This is a genomic window from Sphingobacteriales bacterium, from assembly GCA_016699615.1.
GTDB lineage: Bacteria > Bacteroidota > Bacteroidia > Chitinophagales > JADIYW01 > JADJSS01.
The window spans coordinates 2,477,596-2,501,544 of sequence record CP064984.1; the positions used below are offsets into that span (position 1 = coordinate 2,477,596).

Below are 23,949 nucleotides of genomic sequence, written 5' to 3' on the forward strand. Positions count from 1 at the left end.
TTAAACCCTTCTTATTTCAGCGCCTAAGTTTTGGAGTCTTCTGTCTATGTATTGGTAGCCTCTGTCTATTTGATGTATGTTGGAAATGGTACTTTTGCCTTTTGCTGAAAGTGCTGCAATTAGTAATGAAACACCTGCTCTGATGTCTGGTGATGACATGTTGATGCCACGCAATGAATATTCTCTGTTGATGCCAATAACTGTTGCTCTATGTGGATCGCAAAGAATAATTTTTGCGCCCATGTCTATTAGTTTGTCTACAAAGAATAATCTACTTTCAAACATTTTTTGATGTACAAGAATGCTGCCTTTTGCTTGTGTTGCTGTAACTAATAAGATACTTAATAAATCTGGTGTGAATAATGGCCATGGTCCATCAGCAATTGTTAATATTGAACCATCTATAAATGATTGTATTTTGTATTGTTCTTGTTCTAGAATGATGATGTCATCTCCATCAAACTGTATGATAATGCCTAGTTTTTCAAAGTATTTTGGTATTAAACCTAACATATCTATTCTACAGTTTTTGATTCTGATATTAGATTGTGTCATTGCTGCTAAGCCAATGAAACTTCCAATTTCAATCATATCAGGTAGTATAGTATGTGCTGTGCCACCAAGCTTTTGAACACCTTGTATCTTTAATAAGTTTGAGCCAATTCCTATTATATTTGCGCCCATTCCATTGAGCATATTACATAGTTGTTGTAAATATGGCTCGCAAGCTGCATTGAATATTGTAGTTTCGCCTTCTGCTAAAACTGCTGCCATTACTATGTTTGCAGTTCCTGTTACGGAAGGTTCTTCTAATAATATATATTTGCCTAAAAGTGTGTCCGCTGTTAATGTATAAAATTCGTCGTTTTTGTCATAATCGAATTTTGCACCTAATTCTAAAAAGCCTAAGAAATGTGTGTCTAGTCTTCTTCTTCCTATTTTGTCGCCACCTGGTTTTGGTAAATATGCTCTTTTGAATCTTGCTAATAATGGTCCAAGTATCATTACTGAACCACGAAGGTGTGTTGCTTTTTGCTTAAATTTGTCAGATAACAGAATATCTGGGTCTGCATCTTTAGCATTAAAAATGTAAGTATCTGAATTTTTCTTACTTACTTTTACGCCCATATCTTGTAAAAGTTCTATCAAAAGCATTACATCCAGAATGTTTGGAATATTTGAGATTTCTATATCTTGGTCTGAAAGTAGAACTGCTGAAATAACTTGTAAGGCTTCGTTTTTTGCGCCTTGTGGAATTATGTCGCCATGCAGTTTGTTGCCTCCAATTACTTCAAATACATCGTTATTCATCTGTTTATTGCTTTATTTGAATCTTCTATTGTTGTTGTTTCTATTATTATTGTTTCTGTTGTTATTATTTCTATTGTTGTTGTTTCTGTTTTTGTTTTTTCCGTTGTTGCTTTGTTGGTAACTATTCTTTCTATGTAGTTTTGTCATTGTTTCAATGTTCATGTCATCACTAATTTCTAGAATACCATTTGACATTGCTTTCATGTCATTTTTGACAAGGTCATTGCTTACTTCTTCATTACTCCAATTTTTGTAGGCTAATTTCATGAAGTTTCCTATGATTTCAGTAAATGTTTGTTTTTTGTCGTCATCATCCATTAATGATGCTTTTTTGATCATAGACTCTACATTTTTACCATAATGTTTGTATCTGATTCTGTTTCTTGGATAGGCTAATTCTGCTGGTTTTATTCTTACTTCTTCTCTTGATGGAATTGGATATGGCGAATCTACCTCTAATTTAAAATCAGACATGATAAATAAGTGATCCCACAATTTTTGTTTGTAATCCACCATTGTTTTTACTTGTGGATTTAGGATAATCATTAAGTGAACAATGTTTTCTGCTGCTCTTTGACGTTTTTCTTTCTCTTCAATAGTAATGGCGTATTCTATTAGGTTTTGAATATGTCTTCCATATTCTCGCATGGTAATATTCACACGGTCTGTGTTGTAATTCATTTGGTAAGATATTTTTAAGTAATTTATTTCTTTAGTATTGAATAAAATTATTATTCTACTACTTGAAGTTTTGCAAATTTCAGCATTATTTTCTTAATTCCAAAATCTTCGAAGAAAATAGTTGCAATTTTATTGTTATCATTTCCATCAATTTGTACAATTTTTCCAATATTAAATCGTTCGTGTCTAACTTTTGTTCCAATATTGATATTGCCTGTATTTTGTCCTAATGGTAATGTATTTGTATTTTCTATTCTTTTTAGTTGCTTGTTTTCGTGTTCTATATTTATTGTTTTCTTATCTTTTTCTTGGGCAACACTCATGTACCATTTGCTTTCTTTTTGTATGTTGTATTGTTGTTTTGGTGTATTGATATTTGGCTTTGTTTGTCCAAATACACTTAAGTTTTTTGGATTTATCTCAGAAATAAACCTACTTGGTTCGCAATGATTGAGTTGTCCAAACTTATACCTTGTAAGTGCATACGATAATGAAAGAAATCTTTTTGCTCTTGTGATGGCTACATAAAACAATCTTCTCTCTTCTTCTAAATCTTCTCTTGTGTATATTGAAAGTGATGATGGGAAAAGCATTTCTTCTAAGCCAACAACAAATACGCTTTCAAACTCTAAGCCTTTGGCTGCGTGCACAGTCATTAGTTTTACTCTGTCTTTGTTTTCAGGATTATTGTCATCTTGGTCTGTGAGTAAAGATATTTGTTGTAAATATTCTGCAAGGTCGCTTTCTGGTTTTACTTCATCTATTTCATATTCTGGTTTTTCGCTTACAGTGTATTCTTTTATACCATTTAATAATTCTTGAATATTTTCGTATTTGCTAATTCCTTCTATTGTTTTATCTCTAAAATATTCTTCAACCAAACCTGTAGTTTTGCCAATATATGCTGCAATTTCATATGCATTTTTGTCTTTTAGCATTATTCTAAAACTTTTCATCATGACAGAAAAGTTCTTTATTAGTGTTTTTGCTCTTGCTTGTATGTCATTTATTACATCAGGATGTTCTACAACTTGCCACAATGAAATGTCGTGCTCATTTGCTGCAATAATCATTCTATCAATTGTCGTTTGTCCAATGCCACGTGCTGGAAAATTGATGATTCTTTTTAGTGCTTCTTCATCATTTGGATTGACAACTAATCTTAGGTATGCAATAAAATCTTTGATTTCTTTACGTTGGTAAAAAGAAATACCACCATAGATTTTGTATGGAATATTTAATTTTCTTAAACTTTCCTCAAAAGAACGTGATTGGGCATTTGTTCTATACAATATGGCAATCTCAGAATTGTGAATATGGTGTATGGTTTTTTGTTCAAATATTGAGTTGGCTATCATTTTTGCTTCTTCAGCATCACTCAATGTTTTATACACTTTTATTTTTTCGCCACCACTTTTCGATGTCCAAATTTCTTTTTTTAATTGAGATTTATTGTTTTGTATAATTTCATTAGCTGCGTGTACAATGTGTTCTGTAGAACGATAGTTTTGTTCTAATTTGAATACTTTTAAATCAGGGTAGTTTTTTTCAAAGTTTAAAATATTATCAATGGTTGCTCCACGAAAAGCATAAATACTTTGTGCATCATCACCAACCACACATATATTTTCATGTATTGCAGCTATTTTTTTGATAATTTCATATTGCGCAAAATTGGTGTCCTGAAACTCATCAATCATTACATATTGAAATCTGTTTTGGTATTTATACAGAACTTCAGGGTATTGACTTAATAGTTGATGGGTTTTTAAGAGCAAGTCATCAAAGTCCATTGCGCCAGCTTTAAAACATCTTACTGTGTATTTTGCATATAATTCAGCTGTTTTTGGTCTGCCAGCAATCTTATCTTCTTCTAAAAATGTCTCGTTTTGTAAATATTCATCTGCTGTAATTAAATTATTTTTAGCATTTGATATTCTAAAATATATAGTTGATGGTTTGTATAATTTGTCGTTTAAGCCTTCTTCTTTAATGATTGTTTTTAATAAACTTTTGGCATCATCAGTATCATAAATTGTAAAATTGCGTGGATAACCAATTTTTTCTGCTTCTATTCTTAAAATTCTTGCAAATACGGCATGGAATGTACCCATGTACAGATTTTTTGCTTCGCTACCAACAATTTTCTCTATTCTTTCTTTCATTTCAGCAGCAGCTTTATTCGTAAAAGTAAGCGCCAATACTCTGAATGAATCTACACCTTGTTCTAAAATATAGGCAATTCTATAGGTTAGTACTCTGGTTTTTCCAGAACCAGGTCCTGCGATTATCATTACTGGACCATTTATATTTGAAACTGCTTGGTATTGTATTTCGTTGAGTTCGTCTAAAAATGACATGTCACAAATGTAATAGATTTACTATGTTTTTTTATTTTTGATTGTGTATATGTTAGTAAGTATTGTAAAACTTAATTTGATATAGTTGCAACCTTTACCTAGCTTTGTTTGTCTATTTAATAGATATTTGTTATATTTGTATGAATTGTATGCTCAGTAACAGTTTAGAAATATTCATTCCACTTTTGTATGCAATTTTATTTGTAGTTCTTATTTATAAATCAAAGTACTTTAGCAATAGTAGTGTTTCAAAAGCATTTTTGTCAGTGGCTTTTTTATTGAAATGTATTTGTGCAGTATATTTTGGTTATCTTTTTAGATATAATATTATTAATGGTGGTGATACATTTTCTTATTTTAACAATGCAGAAATAGTATACAATGTATCAAAGCAATCGTGGTGGTATTATTTTTTATTGGTATTTGGACGAAATGATATAGCGCATCCAGTAAGTGGATTGTTGCCTTATATTCAAAATATGGATTTTTGGTATGACCAAAGTAACTATTTTATGGTAAGGTTAAATGCAATCATAAGATTATTCTCTTTTGGAATCTATAATGTACATGCTATCGTATTTGCATTTATTTCTTTTATAGGCATTTACCATTTGTATCAGTTTTTTGAAGAAAAAGTTTTTAATAAGAATATTTTAAAGCTAATCTTGTTTGGTATACCTTCTATTGTTTTCTGGACATCAGGCGTGCATAAAGAAGCATTGATAATGTTTGCATTAGGACTTATTTTAATAAACTTTGAAAGATTGAATCAGAATATTACTTCAAAAAAATACTTACTATATATCATTTTTGGACTGATATTGCTAGGATTTATTAGATTTTATGTTTTAGCATTTTTAATTCCTTTAGCACTTTCTATTTTTATATTTAAAGTTTATGTTCTAAAGAAAAATACATATAAGGTATATTTCTCAGTTTCATTTATTCTAATAGCATTGTTTGCAGGCTTTAATATTTTGTTTCCAGAATACAATATATTAAATGAAATTAGCATTAGAAGAGAGCATTTTCTATCACTACAAGGTAATACTTCATTCAATGTTATTACAGATATTTCACAACTTTCAGGATTTATAGCACTGTTAATAGATTCAGTAATTAATCCATTTATTCATCCATTTCCAAATGAGTCTAGTCTAATTTTGGTAATATTAGCTTCAATAGAAACTTATTTAATATTATTCATCATTATAGGATTAGGTCTAAGTATAAATTACAAAGACTTAGCAAAAAATCCATATGCAATATTTTGCATATTATTTTCATTGAGTATTTTCTTTTTGATAGGTTTAGTAGTCAATAATTCAGGAGCAATTGTTAGATATCGTTCTGTTGCAATTCCATTCTTATTAATTGGTTTATGCTTGGCATTAACAAAAAATAAGAAAGAAAATCCAGCTTTAGCCTGATTTTTTTCAAAATATGACAAAATTCATGTAATTCTTTCAATATTTATTTCTAATTTTATTGAAAATTCTTAATATATGTCGAAAATTAGATTTAATGCAATTTCTTCTTTTGCATCAAGACAAAAAGTAGCAGTAGACTTGCCAGGCGAAAAAATTTCAGACTTTTTTGCAAGTGCAGTATTCTCAGACAAACAAATGAAAGCATACTTATCATCAGATGCGTACAAAAAACTACAAGTTTGTATCAAAGAGAATAAAAAAGTAGATAGAGATTTAGCAGACCAAGTAGCAAGTGCCATGAAAGCATGGGCGATGAAACAAGGTGCTACACATTACACACACTGGTTTCAACCATTAACAGGTACAACAGCTGAAAAACACGACTCATTCTTTATGCCAAAAGGTACAGAAGGAATTGAAGAGTTTTCTGCTGATACACTTGTACAACAAGAGCCAGATGCATCTTCATTTCCATCAGGTGGTATTCGTGTAACATTTGAAGCACGTGGATATACAGCTTGGGATTTAACTTCTCCAGCATTTATTATGACAGTTGGAAGTGGAAAAACATTATGTATTCCTACTATATTTATTTCATACACAGGCGAAACTTTAGATTTTAAAGCACCTTTGTTAAAATCAATTCAAGCATTAGACCAAGCAGCAACTGAAGTTTGTCATTATTTTGATAGAGAAGTAAAACATGTAAATACAACTTTAGGTTGGGAGCAAGAATACTTCTTAATTGATACAGCAATGTATTATGCAAGACCAGATTTAGTAATGTGTGGTAGAACTTTATTAGGAAGAAGATCACCAAAAGGACAACAATTAGAAGACCATTATTTTGGCGCAATACCAGAAAGAGTATATGCATACATGAGAGATTTTGAAATTGAATGTTTAAAACTTGGAATTCCAATTCGTACAAGACACAATGAGGTTGCACCATCACAATTTGAGTGCGCACCAATGTTCGAAGAAGCTAACTTAGCAGTAGACCACAATTCATTATTAATGGACGTAATGGATAGAGTTTCTTCTAAACACAAAATGAAAGTATTATTCCATGAAAAACCTTTTGCTGGTGTAAATGGTAGTGGAAAACATAATAACTGGAGTTTAGGTACAGATACAGGCGTAAATTTATTATCGCCAGGAAAAACACCAAGAACAAACTTACAGTTTCTTACATTCTTTATCAATACAATTGCTGCTGTAAATAGACATGAAGATTTATTAAGAGCATCAGTTGCATCTCATGGAAATGATCATAGACTTGGCGCAAATGAAGCACCACCAGCAATCATCTCTGTTTTTACAGGAAGTTATTTGTTCGATGTGTTAGAAATGATTGAAAAAAGAGTGGATGAAGAAAAATTTGACGAGCAAGATAATATCACATTACGTTTGGATATTCATAATAGAATACCAGATATTATGTTAGATAATACAGATAGAAATAGAACATCGCCATTTGCATTTACAGGAAATAAATTTGAATTTAGAGCAGTAGGTAGTTCAGCAAACTGCGCATTACCAATGACAGTTTTAAACACAATAGTTGCAGAGCAATTAATTAAATTCAAAAAAGAAGTAGATGCACACATTAAAGCTGGAGATTATAAAGATGTGGCAATTCTAAAAGTATTAAGAAAAACAATAAAAGAATCTAAAAAAATATTGTTTGAAGGCGATAACTACTCAGATGAATGGCATAAAGAAGCAAAGAAAAGAGGATTGTCAAATAATAAAACAACACCAGAAGCATTAGGCTCATTTATCTCAGATAAGTCTATTAAACTATTTGAAGATTTACAAATTTATTCTCATAGAGAAATAGAAGCAAGATATGAAATAGCATTAGAAAATTATACTAAAGCAATTCAAATAGAATCTAGAACTTTAGGCGAGATAGTAGTAAATCAAATTATTCCTGTTTGTATTGAATATCAAAATAGATTAATACAAAACATAAAAGGATTAAAAGATGTTGGTGTTAGCGCATCTATACAAACAGATATGCTTAAGAAAATTGCTGAAGGAATTGAAAAACTTAATAAGCTAAGTGATGAGATGACTGCATTTAGAATAAAAGCAAATGAAATGAAAGCATCTAAAAAACAAGCAGACTTATATTGTGAAAAAGTAAAACCATTGATGGAGCAAATCAGAGAATCTGTTGATGATTTAGAAGCAATAATAGATAATGAAATTTGGCCATTGCCAAAATACAGAGAAATGTTGTTTACTAAGTAATAACATAAATTTTGAGGTTAAAAAAAAGCCTGCGAATTTTCGCAGGCTTTTTTAATTTAGTTTGCAGAAAGTAATATGAATATGAAAAATAAATATTAAATTAGATGAATGAAGATTGAAAAATTTATTGGTTGTTGGCTACAAGCAAGCAAAGGAGAAGAATAATTATATATTTTAAAAAAAACTAAATACAGAAATAATGAAATTAATTCCTTTCGAAATTGAGTTAAATAAAATTATCATTGATCCTTTTAATCCAAGGTTTGTAAATGAAAAGAAAGTTTCACAAGAAACTATGATTAGTGAAATGTTACAATCTTCACAATCTAAAGAATTACTTAAAAGCATGCAGCAAGACATAAAATGGGTAAATCGAATTGTTCTTCAAAAAATTGAAACTCATCAATATTCTGAAAATTTAAAAAAAACAAATCAAGAATATGAATATGTAGTTATTGAAGGAAATACTAGAGTAGCTTGTTTAAAATCAGGTAGCATTGAAGGATATAACCAATCAATATTGATTCCTGTACTTTTAGCTGAAAAAGAAGAAAACGAATTAGATGAGGAATTTTGGAAATAAGTTAGAATCACTCAAGGAATTGCTAATGTAACAACTGTTAAAGAATGGAGTCAAACAAAGTTAGGTAAATTAGGTAAAAATGGATTGAACTATATTACAACATCACATGACAAATCATCAGAAGCGGGCTCTGCTCATATGTTATATACTCAATTTCAGTTTGGTTATTTTATTAGAGAACACATACATAGTCATCCAGCGAATACAGATTATTCTTCAGGGCTTGAGGACGGAGAAGAAGATGTTGGTTTTGCTAGTTGGATTGAAAAATATATAAAGAACTCTAAACCTATCTTAATATTTTTTACAACAGGAAATGCTACTTATATACAATATAATAAAGATTCAAAACCTGAAGATTATTATGAACCAATAGAATATCCTGAAATTATTATTACACCAAAAGACTAGATGATAAAAGTAGTTAATTTTAATATATTATATTTTATATTCATTAGTGTCTTATTTATTTCACCTAAAGGTTTAATTGCTCAAAATAATAATATTATATCTAAAAAAATTACGGAAGTAACTGTTATAAATAATGAATTTCAGATAATATTGGATTCACTTATAAGGGAAGAAAAAAAATGTATTACTTATAAAAATGAATTATTTTGGTCGGTTTTTTTTTATGAACATAAAGACGGTACATATACAATTAATATTACGTTAAAGAGAGAGTTAAGTGAAACGTATAAATATTTAGGCTGTTTTAAGATTTCTGATGTTTATATAATTGTAACGGGGAAAAACCTTCATCCAGATTTTTTTAAAAAAGAAAAAAACGAACAATTATTTAAAATTAAAAAAAATAAAATACCTAAACCTGAAGACTATAATTCATGGTTGTACTTTTATAAGAATAAATCTTTATCTCTAAGAAAAGAATATACATTGCCCTGTAAATAAAATTCCCCCTCACGCCCACGTTGGTTTTTAACCAACGTAAAAATAACCAGCCATCGTAAAAAAGTTAAAGCATTTATAATCAATAGTTTCCGATTTGTCGCACAGCAACCTTTACAGTATTTATGTTATAAAGTGTTCGGTTATCCGTACATAAATAAAAATCAAGTATTTATATGTTAGTATTTTTTGTTGTATAAAATTATTGGTATGCGCTAATTTATTTGTCTTATTTCAGTGCCAACTTTCTTTCCCAGCAGAGTCTCTAAGCACAGGAAAAAAGCATAGCAGGACTCTGCGTAGCAATCTCTACAGCATTTATGCTATAAAACGTTTGGTGTTTTTTTTGTAAATAAAAAAACCGCAATTAGAAAATCCTAACTGCGGTAAATATATTTTGAAAAATAGCTAAAATAAAACAACTAAGATGCCGCTTGCTTCAAATTATTTAGTCTTTCTTGGTTGAGTTTCATTTTGCGTGCTTTGCGTTCCATATCTATTTTCTCTCTTTCAGAGCCTTTGTACACCAATCTTGTACCCATTACATAATCCCAAAGGGGAAATGTAACACACCAATTTTTATCTTGGTCTGGAGCCATATGATGGTCGTAGTGCCAAGGCAAATATTTGTAACCCCATTCTGGATCTAAATGAGATTTTTTGTGTACTCTATAATAATTGTACTGAGAAAACCACATGGCAGATACAAAACCTGGTGCAATAGGAAAAAATGGTGCCACCAACACTGCACCTGCCACCAACGATGCAACTTCCTTGCTCTGTGGATTCCAAGAATCTAAAATGTTTTTCTCATAATCAGAATCACGAAATTCTTCATGCATTACTGTTTTGTGATGCACTGCCCAATGAAATCGCCAAAAGTTATCTTTCTTTTTGCCTTGCCCATGCAATACGTATTTGTGAAAATACCACTCAAAAGCATTTGCTGCAATTAGTCCAGTTATAAATCCTCTGATCATAATTAGAAATTTAGTATAATAAATGTAAGGCATAATTCTCATAAATCAAATTTTTTTAAACTTAATTTGAGTATTTTTGTTTCACAGATTTATGGTAGAATACAACATTGCCCAATATACTTGTAAAATTTTTTCCGAAATAAATAATATTGACATACAATCGTGGAATAGTTTTATACACGATTTGAGTTTTTTTCAATCTTACCAATTTTTAAATATTATAGAAAATACACAAAAGCAAGTAGATTGTAGATATTGTACAATTTATGAAAATGAAGTCATGGTTGGCTTGGCATTTTTTCAGCTGATAGATTTTAAGCTTGAGAAATTAATGCAATACAATTCATCCATTAAGTCTAATTTTATAAATAGAAAAATAAAAAACTATTTTGCTAATAAACATTGTATGTTACTCAACTTAGTAAATGTATTTTTTACTTGAGATAAAGGAATTGTCTTTGAACAGAACAACAATCTTTTTAATATCGTTCCAGAGTTGTTCGATGTTGTTGCTTCCACATATAATAAAAAAGTTCAAGCATATCTTACCTCAAATATTGCTTTGAATGATGAGCGAAAATGTGCTAATTTTCCTGTACATGGCTTTCATCATTTAGATACAGAACCAGATATGTTGATGAAACTACAAAATGAATGGAGTGACTTTGAAAAATATATCCAAGCTATGTCATCAAAATATAGAGTGCGAACAAAAAAAGTATTAAGTCAGTCTGCATGCATAGAAAAAAGAAAATTGAGTGTAAATGATGTGAAATTGTATAAAAATGAAATTGATGTTTTATTTAATAATGTAATGAAAAAAGCTACATTCAATTTAGCTGAATTAGATACTGATTTTTTTATTGAGAATTTTGTACAATTACCACATATTTTTGAGATGTATGGCTATTTTATAGATGGCAAAATGTGCGGCTTTTCATCATTGTATATATGTAAGAATTTAATTCATGTACATTATATTGGATTAGATTATGAAACTAATCATACCTATAAATTGTACAATAGAATGCTGTTAGATGTGGTGCAATTGGCAATACAACAAAACATACATCAAATACATTTTGGAAGAACAGCAACAGAAATAAAATCTACCATTGGAGCAAAACCAGTTTTGCTGAATGCGTATCTTAAAATAAATAATAGATTTTATAATAGAATTGCACCTTATATATTGAAAAGAATTAAAGCACCAGCATTTACAATCAGAAATCCTTTTAAAGATTAATGAATTTCTGTATCTAAAAAATCTCTAAATGTTTTTCTTTCAATTTCTTCTGTTGGCGTATTAGTTATTTCTTTCCTATCTGAGTTTCTAAATATATATGCTAATACAGCACCAACAATTCCACCAATTAAATGCGATTCCCAAGAAACACCAGCTTGTATTGGCAATACGCCCCAAACCAATCCACCATACATTATAGTAACAATAAGTGCAATTGCAATTGCTCTAGCATCAAGTCTAAACCAGCCACTAAAAAATAAAAATGATGCAACACCATATACAATGCCACTTGCACCAACATGGAATGATTCTCGTGCAAATAACCAAACAAAAAAACCAGTAAGAATATGTATTAAAACCCAGATAAAAATTCCAATTCTATTATAAGTAACAAAAAGTATAGTACCTAGAATAAAAATAGGCAAGGAGTTTGAAATTAAATGTTCCCAACTGCCATGAATAATTGGTGCTGTAAATATGCCAATTAGCGCATATTTTTCTCTTGGATAAATACCTAATTGTATTAATGACATTCCAAATACAAATTGAAAAATATTAACTACCCACATAAATAGAACAAAGAGAAATGGAATGAGTACAGTATAATATCGAATTTTCATTGGTATAAAATAAAAAAACCTTTCAATTTCTTGAAAGGTTTAAATATAAAGATAAATTTTAGATTAGTATCTATATTGCTCAGCTTTGTATGGTCCTTCTACAGGAACACCAATATATTTAGCTTGCTCATCATTCAATACTTCTAATTCTACACCAATTTTTGCTAAGTGTAATCTTGCTACTTTTTCATCTAAATGTTTGGGCAACACATAAACTTTGTTTTCGTAGTTTTTGTGATTGTTCCATAACTCAATTTGAGCCATAGTTTGGTTTGTAAATGAATTACTCATTACAAAAGATGGATGACCAGTAGCACAACCTAAGTTCACTAATCTACCTTCAGCTAAAATAATGATTTCATTGCCATTTACATTGTAGATATCCACTTGAGGTTTTACTTCAGATTTTGTTTGACCAAAATTTCTGTTTAACCAAGCCATATCAATTTCATTATCGAAGTGACCAATATTACATACAATAGTTTTGTCTTTCATTTTTTCAAAATGACGACCAACTACGATGTCTTTATTTCCTGTTGTTGTAATTACAATATCAGCATTCCCAACTACAGTGTCTAGTTTTTTTACTTCGTAGCCATCCATTGCTGCTTGCAATGCACAAATTGGATCTATTTCTGTAACAGTAACGATAGAACCAGCACCTCTGAATGATGCAGCAGTACCTTTACCAACATCACCATAACCACATACTACAACTCTTTTTCCAGCCAACATTACGTCTGTTGCTCTTCTTACAGCATCAACAGCAGATTCTTTACAACCATATTTATTATCAAATTTAGATTTAGTAACTGAATCGTTCACATTGATTGCAGGAATATGTAATGTACCATTAGTCATTCTTTCGTATAATCTATGTACACCAGTTGTTGTTTCTTCTGATAATCCTTTGATGTTAGAAATTAATTCAGGATATTTATCAAATACCATATTTGTTAAGTCTCCACCATCATCTAAAATCATGTTTAATGGTTTTTCAGCAGAACCAAAAAATAAAGTTTGCTCAATACACCAATCAAATTCTTGCTCGTTCATTCCTTTCCACGCAAATACTGGAATGCCTGCTGCTGCTATTGCTGCTGCTGCATGGTCTTGTGTAGAAAATATATTACATGAACTCCAAGTAACTTCAGCACCTAAATGTACCAATGTTTCAATCAATACTGCAGTTTGGATAGTCATGTGTAGACATCCTGCAATTCTTGCACCTTTTAATGGTTTGCTTTCTCCAAACTCTGCTCTTAATGACATTAGACCTGGCATTTCTGCTTCTGCTAATTGAATTTCTTTTCTTCCCCATTCAGCTAAAGAAATGTCTTTAACTTTGTATGGTAATTTAAAATCTATTGCTGTTTTTGTACTCATAATTAATTTTTATTTTGACTCGACAAAAATATATATTTGAATTAAAATATAAATTGTCCTATAGCAATAAAAACTATTTTATGAGTTTGTTGTTGTAATTATTAACTTTGTACTTAAATAAATTTTATGATTATTCCTAAAAAAGTAGAGAAAGCATTAAACCAACATTTGGAAATGGAAGCTAATGCTGTATTTAATTATTTGGCTGTTTCGGCTTGGTGCGAAAGTGAAGGTTTAGAAGGTTGTGCTAAGTTTTTCAGATCACAATCAGATGAAGAGCATATTCATTTTATGAAATTTTTTGATTATTTGAATGAAGTTGGTGAGCATGCCATTGTGCCTGCTGTAAAACAACCAAGAAATTCTTACAAAGATATTTTAGAAGTTTGTGAGCAATCACTTAAAAGTGAACAGAGTGTTACTAAATCTATTTATAATATTGTGAAGATTGCAGAACATGAAGGCGATATGGCAACAGTAGACTTTTTGCGTTTTTTTGTAGACGAACAACGTGAAGAAGAAGTTCAGTTTAAACGCATTATTGATAAAATAAAATTGATAGGAAAAGGTGCTCAGAGCTTATACTATATTGACAAAGAATTTGAAACCATACTAAGTCAAAAAGTGAAGGCAGCAGCTAAACAAGCTTAAAGTGACAACTAAATATTATTGTATAAATTAATTATATGGCATCTGGTTTTTTTGCAATATTAGATGATATTGCTATGTTGATGGATGATGTTGCTACAATGGGAAAAATAGCAACTAAAAAAACAGCAGGAATTCTTGGAGATGATTTGGCAGTAAATGCAGAAAAAGCAACTGGATTTGTAGCCTCAAGAGAGATTCCTGTACTTTGGGCAATTACAAAAGGTTCATTTTTGAATAAATTAATCATCTTACCAATAGTTTTTTTGTTGAATTTCTTTTTTCCATTTTTAATAAAAATTATTCTAATATTTGGTGGATTGTTTTTAGCCTATGAAGGTGCAGAAAAAATTATTGAATTTTTCTTTCATAAAAAAACAGCTGTTGAAGTTGAAGAAAATACAGAAGAAAAAGATGTAGAAACCTTAGAAAAAGAAAAAATTAAATCTGCCATTACTACTGATTTTATTTTGTCTTTAGAAATTGTAATTATAGCATTGAGTACAGTAATTGGAAAACCATTGCTTACTCAAATTGCTGTGGTATCTTGTGTTGCAATTATTGCTACAATTGGAGTTTATGGTATAGTTGCATTAATTGTACGTATGGACGATGCTGGAGTTTTTTTAGTGAATAAATCAAATGAAACAGGTATACGATCTAAACTACGCTTTGGGTTGATTAAATTAGTGCCATTAATTATTAGACTTTTGGCTATAATTGGTACATTTGCCTTGTTGCTAGTAGCTGGTGGCATATTTGCACACAATAGTCACTATATACATGATTTATTTCATGGTTTCCCAGAATTATTAAGAGATTTAATTTTAGGCTTAGTATTTGGCACAGCAGTAGTTGGAGTAGTAACTTTAGTAAAAAAGATACTAAAAAAATAATTTTTGTATAGAATATAGATGTATTTAGAAATACTCTAACTTATATTTTTGTGTAAAATCCCAAAGTGCAATATATAAAGAAGAGTTTAATAAATGTAATCGTTTTCTAAATGGTGCTGAGATAGTGAAAATTCCTCCAGAGGCATCTAAACAAAAATCTGCAAATTTATCACTATCTTGGAAATTATCGACAATTATTCCTGTTTCTTTGTCTCTTTGTATAATAGGAATTTTATTACTGTCTTGCCCATTGTATTTATGTATTATATATATATAATTTCTAATTATATCTAGTAATTTAAATTTGTAATCGGTTTCTAAAATATTGTTTCTTGAAGTTGTAATGTTTTTTACTAGAATATTAAAGTTTTCAATCTCTACTTCATTCATATTATCATAACTGATATTATTAATATCAGTTAATTTATCTTTATACTCAGAAAATATGTCGTCATTTACTTCCTTAATAATTCCAAACATTTCATTTAGCTCATTATTTTTAAAAATAAGATCAATTGCATCTCTGATATCACTAAGAAATCTGATAAAATGATTTTTTGATTCTTTGTTTTTAGAGTTTGTTTTAAAGTAAAACTCTGGTAACATACTATATAGTTTTTTAAATGTTTTGTTGCTTACATCATTCTCTGATAGTTTGTACACAATAAGTAATCTAAAAAATAACATAATAATATTTCTTTCAGCAATTTGATGATTTGAATCATGTAGTTGATTTGCTTGAAGTAATAAATAGTTGATATGCCAGTAAGTGTACTGTTCTATATTCTTGTTAAATGAAATAGAATAAGTAAGAAAATCAACATACAGATATGCATTGAAATCTTTGTGTTTTAATAAGATTTCATTTATGATTTCATTTTCTAAACTTGTAAAAATTTTATTAATATTAATTATATTTTCGTTGTCATTGAGTGGTTTATACGTACATTTTTTAGGATAATTCTCAGAATTAAAAAATTTAATATACCTTTGATATTTTTTAATATCAAAATTTTTTAAATTATCTAAAATAGAATCCATCATAAAGTTTGATATTTCATGAAGAAAAACACTAAGAAAAATATAAGGTTCAAAAATATGTTGTTGATTTATTTTTAATGAGTTTTTTGTACTATTTATTCCAATTTTATCAGAAATATAAACTAATTGAGGACTTATGTTTTCATAAATTTTATGTCTAAATTTGGGGCTTACATTTCTATATGCAGATGTGTTGTAGTGTAGATGGTATCCAAAATATTTATATAATGCATCATAAATACTTAATTGTTGATGAATAGCACCTTTATAATCTAAATTAATATCTGTTAAATCTGCTGTTCTATGAGTTTGAAAATATCTATCATGGAATGCGCTTTCAAAGATTCTACAAGATTCTGTTAATTCATTTATAATCTCACTTTTAGGCTTGACTTCATAGATATTATATGAATTATTGATTTCATAATCATTAATTTTCTGTAAGATTTGTATTTTTAGAAATACCTCTAGTTCTATAAATGAGCCAAAAAGTACCTCATCTTGTATTACATTATTAAAAATATTACATATAGAAATTACTTTTTCTATTAATATTTTAGGAGCACCAATTTTCTTTAGTTTTTCTTCATATCGAATAATTGTTGATGGTTTTACAGCACATCTGTCATCTAAAATATTATCAATTGAGTACCAATGCTCATTTTCATCGAATGTATCAATGATATCATTAATATTCATTCTGAAGGATACAGAAGTAATACATTCTCTAATATTATTTATTATTGCTTCTGATTTAGTGTTTAAGAAGTTTAGATATTTTATAAATAACTCAATATTGCTTTGTTCAAAATTTATTAAATCATTAATAACCATATCGCCTCTTCCAAGTGTAAGAGAAGCATTGTTGGTGCGTCCCAAATTACCGAAATCAGTTATCTCATCGAGCTTAGTAATAATTGCATCATAAGTTTTTCTAAAATGACCTGGCTTTACGAACCATTTGGTGACAATTTGTAAATTAGAAATATCAATATCCAATTGTTTGCTTGTATTCTTAAAGAAATCTGTATGGACTCCAAAATTTGAAATTGTATCTACAAATAAGTGGTTGTTGAATAAACTTAAAGTATCTTGAGGTTCTTCTTCTTTGCTGTCCTGCCAATTAAATAGTAGAGAATTTTCTAGAAATATTTTTTTTTCCTTACTATCTTGTTCACATAAATCATTAATAGATAGCTCTCTAATGTCTGATAATAGTTTAGATAATTTATTAGTTGAATTAGAAAATAACATCAAAATTAACTCATGACTTCCTAAATTCAATAATATTATATTTTCTATACCACTAATTTTATCATTTATACAGTTTATAACTTTATTTAGATAATAAGAGCCATTACCAATTAAAATACTTGGGTTTAGTTTTAATTGAGTAGAAACAATAAATGGATTTTTCTCTGTGAAATCAGTTGAGGTTATTTTTTTTATTTTTTCTAAAAAATAATTTTGTTCTATCTTTGGTGTTTTTATCTTTGGTATTAATGTGCTAAAAACTTGGAAATCAAAATTTCTAGGTTTATATTCCAAATCAAGAATGGAGGAAGGAAAAGGACAGAAGTTTCTATTGGCAAATTCAGTATCATCAGTTAGAGTAAAAATCAGTAAATCAAATTTTCCAAATAGGAAATAGCCATTGGGAGAATAAAGCTGATGGTCATCATTAGGCTTATATTTATCAGAATCTTTAAAATGTTTATTTAATTCTTCTTTGTATTTTTTGAAGATAGGTGATTTATCATTTTTGAAATTTTCATCGTAGAATTTGGTTGTTGGAGTATCGTTAGGTGTAGTAACAAAAGAAATGAACGCACTCAGATTTTCAAAATTTATCATGTAATACTAGCTTTCAAATTACCAAAAATAAATAAACAAGCTTCAAATTCTAAATTAGAAGCAACTAATTTTCTAATGAAATAATTTTTGAATTAAAAGTTATATTTATCTAACTTAATCTTAGAACCTTCATTGAAATCATCATTAGCTCCAAATGCCTTACTTGTAACATCTATAAATCTAAATCCGTTATGGGCATTATCTTTACCATAATAGAGTAAATAATTTTTATTTCTGTTATAATGAGCAGGAAATAATACATTTATATAAAACTCTTCGAAAGTTTTAATATCATTTTCAGTTAGAATATTATTAGGTTTAGGCTTGTCAGACACTGGGGTTGAATATCCTTTGGCAATATTAATGTATGCCCAATCTAAAAGGTGAGAAATTCTATTTCTGTACATAAGCTTGTTGTCATTTTTATACTCATGTATTACCATATATTCCACAAATTGGTACTCATACATAAAATCTTCAGCGATTGCTTCCTCAATTCTGTAATCCATTATAAATTACTTTTTGTTGTATTGAAAATAATGATATTATATTGTAGACTTGATGTCTTCATTTTGTTTTGATTGTCCAAGATACGAATATATTTTTAAATGAATAATTTTTAACATAAAATTAATAAAGAAATTGTACATCTAATTATTATATAATTGTTTAAAAATAAAATCTTTATATCAAATTTAATGACATAATATTTTAACTAAAGTTTTTCTTTTAATCATTTTGTGGATAACTTATTTTTTTGTAGAAATACTCTATTATTTATGATATCAACTTCTGTACCATTTTCATTATAATTAACCTTTGTAACAAAAAAACCTATATCGTTATGTTCTTCTCTTCCAATTTTAGTATTTGGAATTTTTATTAATTCCTCTATATCAAAAATATAATTTTCTAAATCTAAATCTTTTGGTGGTATTAAGCATCCTGGTATGTTAATTTGATAATCAGAAAGTGACTTATATGCTTGCGCATCTTCTGCTACATCGCTGTTTTTGTGAATATGTCCACAATATCCAATATTTATAATATTTTCACTTAGATATTTTTGGGTTTCCTTTGTTTTTTTAGGCGTATATTCTTTAAATATTCTACAGTTTGAGTGCAGTTATCAGAAATGTATTCAAGTGGATGATGCAGAATTAGTATGTTGAAATCATTTTTACTGTCCTTTCTATTAAAACCACAATTTTTTATTCTATTCTCATTAATGATATAAAGATTTTTGTAATTTAGATGATCTCCATTGGTAGATAACCATGAAGTATTTAAATTCAATATTCCTATATTTAGTCTATTTTTTATTTCTATTTTTTTGAAACCATTCACAAAATTATCATCAACAAAAGAAACTATATTAATATTATTTTTATCCTTATAATTTTCTTTGAGTTTATCTATTAATGATATGTAGTTTTTGTATGTTTCAGAATAATTATAGTACTTTAAAATATTATGTTTAATTTTAAAAATATTATTAGAAATATCTTGAGTAGCACTTTTTATATTATAGTAAGTTATTTCTTTTAGCATTTCTATGCCATTCGTCTTTCTTCCATTATATTTTTCTTTATCAAATATTTTACATGTTTTATGTTCAAAGATTTCTTCTATAACTTTATCTTTAATTTTTTTACGATGTACATCATCAAATAATTTATGTTTATCTCTACTGTTAATTATTTTTGAACATGTACAGTCGTCCTCAATTTCACACAAGTTTTTTTCTATAAATTGATTTACATTTCTTTCAATACTATTTAAAAACGATTTTACCTCATCACATCTTGTACAAGTATAACAAATATCTGTGCATAAGTCGTGGTTTCCCCCAGCAAAAACAATATATATGTTTTTGTTAACATCATTATTTATCCCACAAATAATATTATTAACAAATTCTGAGAAACATTTGATTGATACTTCACAATTATTATTGCGGTCAATTATATCACCACCAAATATTATAATAAAAGAATTGCTTTCGTCCTTTATATCATTAATGTAAGATACTATTTTTTTAAATAATAAATTATATTTTGTAATGTTCTCTTTTTTAATATGTAAGTCAGTAAAATGTAATACAATAAAATCACTCATAACCTATAAATGCCACAAATATAATATTTTTAGAGATTATTTAATAGATTACTTATAAAATTGCTTACCTGCATTTGCATAGTCTACTAAAATTTGTGCAGGTTTAAATCTAGCACCATATTTTTGTTCTAATTCTTCTAAAATACGAACAGCTTCTTTAGCACCAATACTGTCTACATATCTAAATGGACCACCTCTAAATGGAGGAAATCCTAATCCAAATACTGCTCCAATATCACCATCTAAAGGATTTTCAATAATATTTTCTTGTAGGCAAAGTGCAGCTTCGTTTACCATTGCCATAGCACAACGCATATGAATTTCATTGGCATCAAATTTCTTTCTGCTATTGCCACCATAGTAATTATAAATTTCGCTATCTACTTGTCCATTAACTTTCTTGCCTTTTTCGTCGTATTTGTAAAATCCTTTTTTGTTCTTACGACCTTTGTAACCTGCTTTAGAAATCTCTAAAAGCGTTTTACTTACTTTGAAATCAGGACGTAGTTTAAGCATTTCTGTCATTAACTCACCACTCATAATATGCGCACCAACATCAATACCTACTTCATCAGCTAATGTAATTGGACCAACTGGGAAACCAAATAAATTCATTTCTTTGTCTATTTGTAGTATATCACCACCTTCATCCAACAATAATTGTGCTTCATTCATTAATGGTGCTAAGATTCTTGTTGTGTAAAATCCTGGTCCATCATTTACAACAATACATGTTTTTCCTTGCCTTACGCCAACTTCATAGCATGTTGCCACAACCCAATCAGCCGTTTGCTCTGTCTTAATGATTTCTAATAATGGCATTTTTGGAACAGGAGAGAAGTAATGCATACCAATTACCAACTCAGGATTTTTTGATTTTGCAGCTACATGTTTAATTGGCAACGCAGATGTATTTGTTGCAAAAATTGTATCAGGCTTAGTGTTTGCTTCGCAATCAGCTAAGATACGTTGCTTTAAACTTAAGTCTTCAAATACTGCTTCAATAATCATATCTTGATTATCTAAATCACTATAATTTAAAGAACCAGATAGCATAGCCATTTTCTCTTCTAATTCAATTTTTGTAATTGCTTTTTTAGATACTTTCTTATTATAATCAGTATATACTTGTTGGAATGCAGAATTAATCATGTCTTGATTAATGTCTTTTAATAATACATGGATATCATCATCAATAGAAACTTGAGCAATACCAGCGCCCATGAATCCAGCGCCAACCATTCCAATACGATGAATTTTACGAATTAATTTTTCATCATAAGGATTTTTCTTCTTATCAGTCATTGCAAAGAAAATATTGATTAACTGACGCGATACTGGAGACAAAATAAGTGCTTCAAAGTTTTCTACTTCAGCTTGGTATCCTTTTTCTTCACCGTCATTCCAGCCAACTTTTACACATTCAATAATTTTGTAAGGTGCAGGATAGTTGCCATGTGCTTGTTTGTCTACCATTTTTTTAGCTTGGTCAAACACAATATTATTCACCAATGGTGCTTCTAAAATTAAGTTTGTAAGTTTTGCTTGCAATGAAGGAAATCCAGATTTTACAGTATCTAAATTTATTTCATTACGTTCTCTTTTTATTGGTTGTTCAAGAACTTCTAATGCTAATTTTTGAGCGCTTTTTGCAAGGCATTTACGTGTACAACTTTATCTACCAAACCCATTTTTAATGCAGGATAAGGAAATATGTTTTTGCCAGTGAGCATCATATCTAATGCTGTTTGCAAGCCTACAAGACGTGGCAAACGTTGTGTACCACCACCACCAGGCAATAAACCTAATTTTACTTCAGGTAGTGCCATTTTTGTAGATTTGTCATTGCTACAAATACGTGCATGGCATGCAAGTGCAATTTCTAATCCTGCTCCTAGTGCATTTCCATGTATTGCTGCAACAATTGGTTTCTTTGATTGCTCAATTCTTTTTAAAATCGTATGGCCTTTTTCTGCGATAGGTTTCCAGTCTCCTGGTTTTTCAACTTTTTGAAATGCATCTATATCAGCGCCTGCAATAAAATCTTTTTTTCTACTAGCAAGTACATACGCTTTTATAGAATTGTCTTGTTCTAATTCATTAAACACATCATCAAATAATCCAATTAAATCTGGTCCTATTTTATTGATTTTTTCGTTTATTTGATTCATCCAAATTGTACAAACACCATTGGTATTTTTTTCAATTCGTATATACTCTTCTCTTTTAATTGACATCTTTTCTCGTTTTGAATTACCCTATTTTTTCTTTTATTTCTTCCAAAGTTTCTTCTGCTTTATTAATTGCTTTTTTTGCAGCAGTTTTTAATTTTTCTTCAGTTGTTTCGTATTTTTTAATTAGCATAGCTGTGCCATGTGCACCAGCAGCACAAGCTGCAAGCACTGCATATTTTCCATTGCCTTTTTCTAGTCTATTTGCTGCCATTGTAAGTAGACGACCACCTGTTGCACCAAATGGATGTCCTATTGACAATGAACCACCCCATTGGTTGATTTTGTCTTTTGGAATACTACCTACAGCTTTATCATAACCAACATGTGCTTTGCACCATTCTTCGTTTTCTAATGCTTTTAAGTTTGCTAATACTTGTCCTGCAAATGCTTCGTGTATTTCCCAAACATCAATATCTGCAATGGTTAAGTTATTTTTCTTTAATAACGCAGCTATAGAATATGCTGGACCAAGTAATAACTCATCGTATAAATCGCCAGCTGTGAAAACATAATCAACTAACTCAGCTTTAGGTTTTAAATTCAATTCTTTAGCTTTTTCTTCTGATGTTAAAAGTACTGCTGTTGCTCCATCAGTTAAGAAAGATGCATTTGCTGCTGTGATTGTACCAACATATTTATCAAATGCAGGTTTTAATTTTGAAATTTTATCTACTGTAGTATCACCACGAACACCATTGTCTTTTGCAATTGGAGCAAATTTTGGAGGAAGTTGAACAGTTATTACATCATCAAGCAAGCCTTGCTCTTGTGCTTTTCCTGCATTTTGATGTGACGCTGCTGCAAATTCATCTTGTTCTTTTCTTGTAACACCAAATTTTTGTGCTAATATCTCACAATCTTGTCCCATTGTTCTTCCAGTAATAAATTCTGCAACAGCTGGTCTATCTGGCATGAAATCATTTGGTCTAAGTGTAGTTGCAAATTTTGCATACTCCATAGGAGTAGATAATTTTTGAGCAGCAAATAATTTTTTACGCATTTCTTTTGAGTATCCAATTGGAGTGTCTGATGTACACTCTGTGCCACCAGAAATGATTACATCTTCTCTGCCTAATTGAATAGAATCCATAGCAATAGAAATTGCTTGGTTGGCAGAAATACACGCTTGCTTTATGGTACTTGCAGGCGCTTTAATTGGTACACCTGCTGTAACAGCAGATTCACGTGCTACGTTTTCTGTTTTAACATTTGAAATTACATTGCCATAAATTACTCTATCAACTTCATTTGCATCTAATCCTGTTTTATCTAATAAACCTTTGATTGCAAATTGACCAAGTTGATAAGACATTAAATCCATATAGTCTGTTCCCGACTTTAAGAAAGGCGTACGTACACCATCAATAAACACTACTTTTTTCATTTTCTAATT

Annotated in this window: 21 protein-coding genes; 9 read left to right on the plus strand and 12 right to left on the minus strand. The window is 29.3% G+C overall.

Features of this window, described 5'->3' with window-relative positions:
• Genes murA through IPK18_11695 form a run of 3 tightly spaced genes read right to left on the minus strand, consistent with a single transcriptional unit; the run spans position 1 to position 4,352 of the window.
• Entirely contained in the window at positions 1–1,311 is a 1,311-nt protein-coding gene (gene murA / locus IPK18_11685) for a UDP-N-acetylglucosamine 1-carboxyvinyltransferase (protein QQR97508.1), read from the minus strand.
• A 12-nt stretch (positions 1,312–1,323) separates the two neighbouring features.
• Positions 1,324–1,992: a DUF4290 domain-containing protein gene (locus IPK18_11690; GenBank protein ID QQR97509.1), complete on the minus strand. Its 669-nt coding sequence runs from the start codon at positions 1,990–1,992 to the stop codon at positions 1,324–1,326.
• Positions 1,993–2,042: 50 nt separating this feature from the next.
• Positions 2,043–4,352 carry a UvrD-helicase domain-containing protein gene (locus IPK18_11695; protein ID QQR97510.1) on the minus strand — a complete coding sequence of 770 codons (2,310 nt, stop codon included), beginning with the start codon at positions 4,350–4,352 and terminating at the stop codon, positions 2,043–2,045.
• A gap of 149 nt (positions 4,353–4,501) precedes the next feature.
• On the opposite strand from IPK18_11695, the gene IPK18_11700 reads away from it, so the two are divergent.
• From IPK18_11700 to IPK18_11720, 5 genes are all read left to right on the plus strand, one after another.
• The gene (locus IPK18_11700) at positions 4,502–5,782 is read left to right on the plus strand and encodes a hypothetical protein (GenBank protein QQR97511.1); all 1,281 of its coding nucleotides are present in this window, start codon (positions 4,502–4,504) and stop codon (positions 5,780–5,782) included.
• 75 nt (positions 5,783–5,857) lie between these two features.
• Positions 5,858–8,041: a glutamine synthetase III gene (locus IPK18_11705; GenBank protein QQR97512.1), complete on the plus strand. Its 2,184-nt coding sequence runs from the start codon at positions 5,858–5,860 to the stop codon at positions 8,039–8,041.
• A gap of 199 nt (positions 8,042–8,240) precedes the next feature.
• On the plus strand, positions 8,241–8,624 hold the full coding sequence (locus IPK18_11710) for a hypothetical protein (GenBank protein QQR97513.1): 384 nt from the start codon (positions 8,241–8,243) through the stop codon (positions 8,622–8,624).
• 6 nt (positions 8,625–8,630) lie between these two features.
• Positions 8,631–9,035, plus strand: a complete 405-nt coding sequence (locus IPK18_11715) for a hypothetical protein (GenBank protein QQR99345.1) — start codon at positions 8,631–8,633, stop codon at positions 9,033–9,035.
• Complete coding sequence (locus IPK18_11720; GenBank protein QQR97514.1) at positions 9,036–9,536, plus strand: hypothetical protein; 501 nt, start codon at positions 9,036–9,038, stop codon at positions 9,534–9,536. It abuts the gene before it with no gap.
• Between the two features lie 419 nt (positions 9,537–9,955).
• Here the strand turns inward: IPK18_11720 and IPK18_11725 are convergent, their stop codons facing one another.
• Positions 9,956–10,513, minus strand: coding sequence for a sterol desaturase family protein (locus IPK18_11725; protein ID QQR99346.1), 558 nt, complete (start codon positions 10,511–10,513; stop codon positions 9,956–9,958).
• A gap of 91 nt (positions 10,514–10,604) precedes the next feature.
• On the opposite strand from IPK18_11725, the gene IPK18_11730 reads away from it, so the two are divergent.
• Both IPK18_11730 and IPK18_11735 read left to right on the plus strand, forming a co-directional pair.
• Positions 10,605–10,955, plus strand: a complete 351-nt coding sequence (locus IPK18_11730; GenBank protein QQR97515.1) for a hypothetical protein — start codon at positions 10,605–10,607, stop codon at positions 10,953–10,955.
• A gap of 54 nt (positions 10,956–11,009) precedes the next feature.
• Positions 11,010–11,759 carry a GNAT family N-acetyltransferase gene (locus IPK18_11735; GenBank protein ID QQR97516.1) on the plus strand — a complete coding sequence of 250 codons (750 nt, stop codon included), beginning with the start codon at positions 11,010–11,012 and terminating at the stop codon, positions 11,757–11,759.
• Here IPK18_11735 and IPK18_11740 read toward each other — a convergent pair.
• Together IPK18_11740 and IPK18_11745 are read right to left on the minus strand one after the other, a co-directional pair.
• Complete coding sequence (locus tag IPK18_11740) at positions 11,756–12,328, minus strand: rhomboid family intramembrane serine protease (GenBank protein ID QQR99347.1); 573 nt, start codon at positions 12,326–12,328, stop codon at positions 11,756–11,758. The two genes, IPK18_11735 and IPK18_11740, sit on opposite strands and share 4 nt — an antisense overlap.
• A gap of 114 nt (positions 12,329–12,442) precedes the next feature.
• Positions 12,443–13,765 (minus strand): adenosylhomocysteinase, encoded by a 1,323-nt coding sequence (locus IPK18_11745; GenBank protein QQR97517.1) that lies wholly within the window; start codon positions 13,763–13,765, stop codon positions 12,443–12,445.
• A 126-nt stretch (positions 13,766–13,891) separates the two neighbouring features.
• Here IPK18_11745 and IPK18_11750 point away from each other — a divergent pair, with 126 nt between their 5' ends.
• Entirely contained in the window at positions 13,892–14,416 is a 525-nt protein-coding gene (locus IPK18_11750; GenBank protein ID QQR97518.1) for a ferritin, read from the plus strand.
• A gap of 35 nt (positions 14,417–14,451) precedes the next feature.
• Positions 14,452–15,309, plus strand: a complete 858-nt coding sequence (locus IPK18_11755; GenBank protein QQR97519.1) for a DUF808 domain-containing protein — start codon at positions 14,452–14,454, stop codon at positions 15,307–15,309.
• A 24-nt stretch (positions 15,310–15,333) separates the two neighbouring features.
• On the opposite strand, the gene IPK18_11760 is transcribed toward IPK18_11755, so the two are convergent.
• From IPK18_11760 to IPK18_11785, 6 genes are all read right to left on the minus strand, one after another.
• Entirely contained in the window at positions 15,334–18,204 is a 2,871-nt protein-coding gene (locus IPK18_11760; GenBank protein ID QQR97520.1) for a hypothetical protein, read from the minus strand.
• 92 nt (positions 18,205–18,296) lie between these two features.
• Positions 18,297–18,713 (minus strand): hypothetical protein, encoded by a 417-nt coding sequence (locus IPK18_11765; protein QQR97521.1) that lies wholly within the window; start codon positions 18,711–18,713, stop codon positions 18,297–18,299.
• A gap of 547 nt (positions 18,714–19,260) precedes the next feature.
• Positions 19,261–20,322: a metallophosphoesterase gene (locus tag IPK18_11770; protein QQR97522.1), complete on the minus strand. Its 1,062-nt coding sequence runs from the start codon at positions 20,320–20,322 to the stop codon at positions 19,261–19,263.
• Positions 20,323–20,370: 48 nt separating this feature from the next.
• Positions 20,371–21,873, minus strand: coding sequence for a hypothetical protein (locus IPK18_11775; protein ID QQR97523.1), 1,503 nt, complete (start codon positions 21,871–21,873; stop codon positions 20,371–20,373).
• An 80-nt stretch (positions 21,874–21,953) separates the two neighbouring features.
• Positions 21,954–22,559: an enoyl-CoA hydratase/isomerase family protein gene (locus IPK18_11780; GenBank protein QQR97524.1), complete on the minus strand. Its 606-nt coding sequence runs from the start codon at positions 22,557–22,559 to the stop codon at positions 21,954–21,956.
• A 16-nt stretch (positions 22,560–22,575) separates the two neighbouring features.
• On the minus strand, positions 22,576–23,940 hold the full coding sequence (locus IPK18_11785) for a thiolase family protein (protein ID QQR97525.1): 1,365 nt from the start codon (positions 23,938–23,940) through the stop codon (positions 22,576–22,578).
• Positions 23,941–23,949 lie beyond the last annotated feature (9 nt).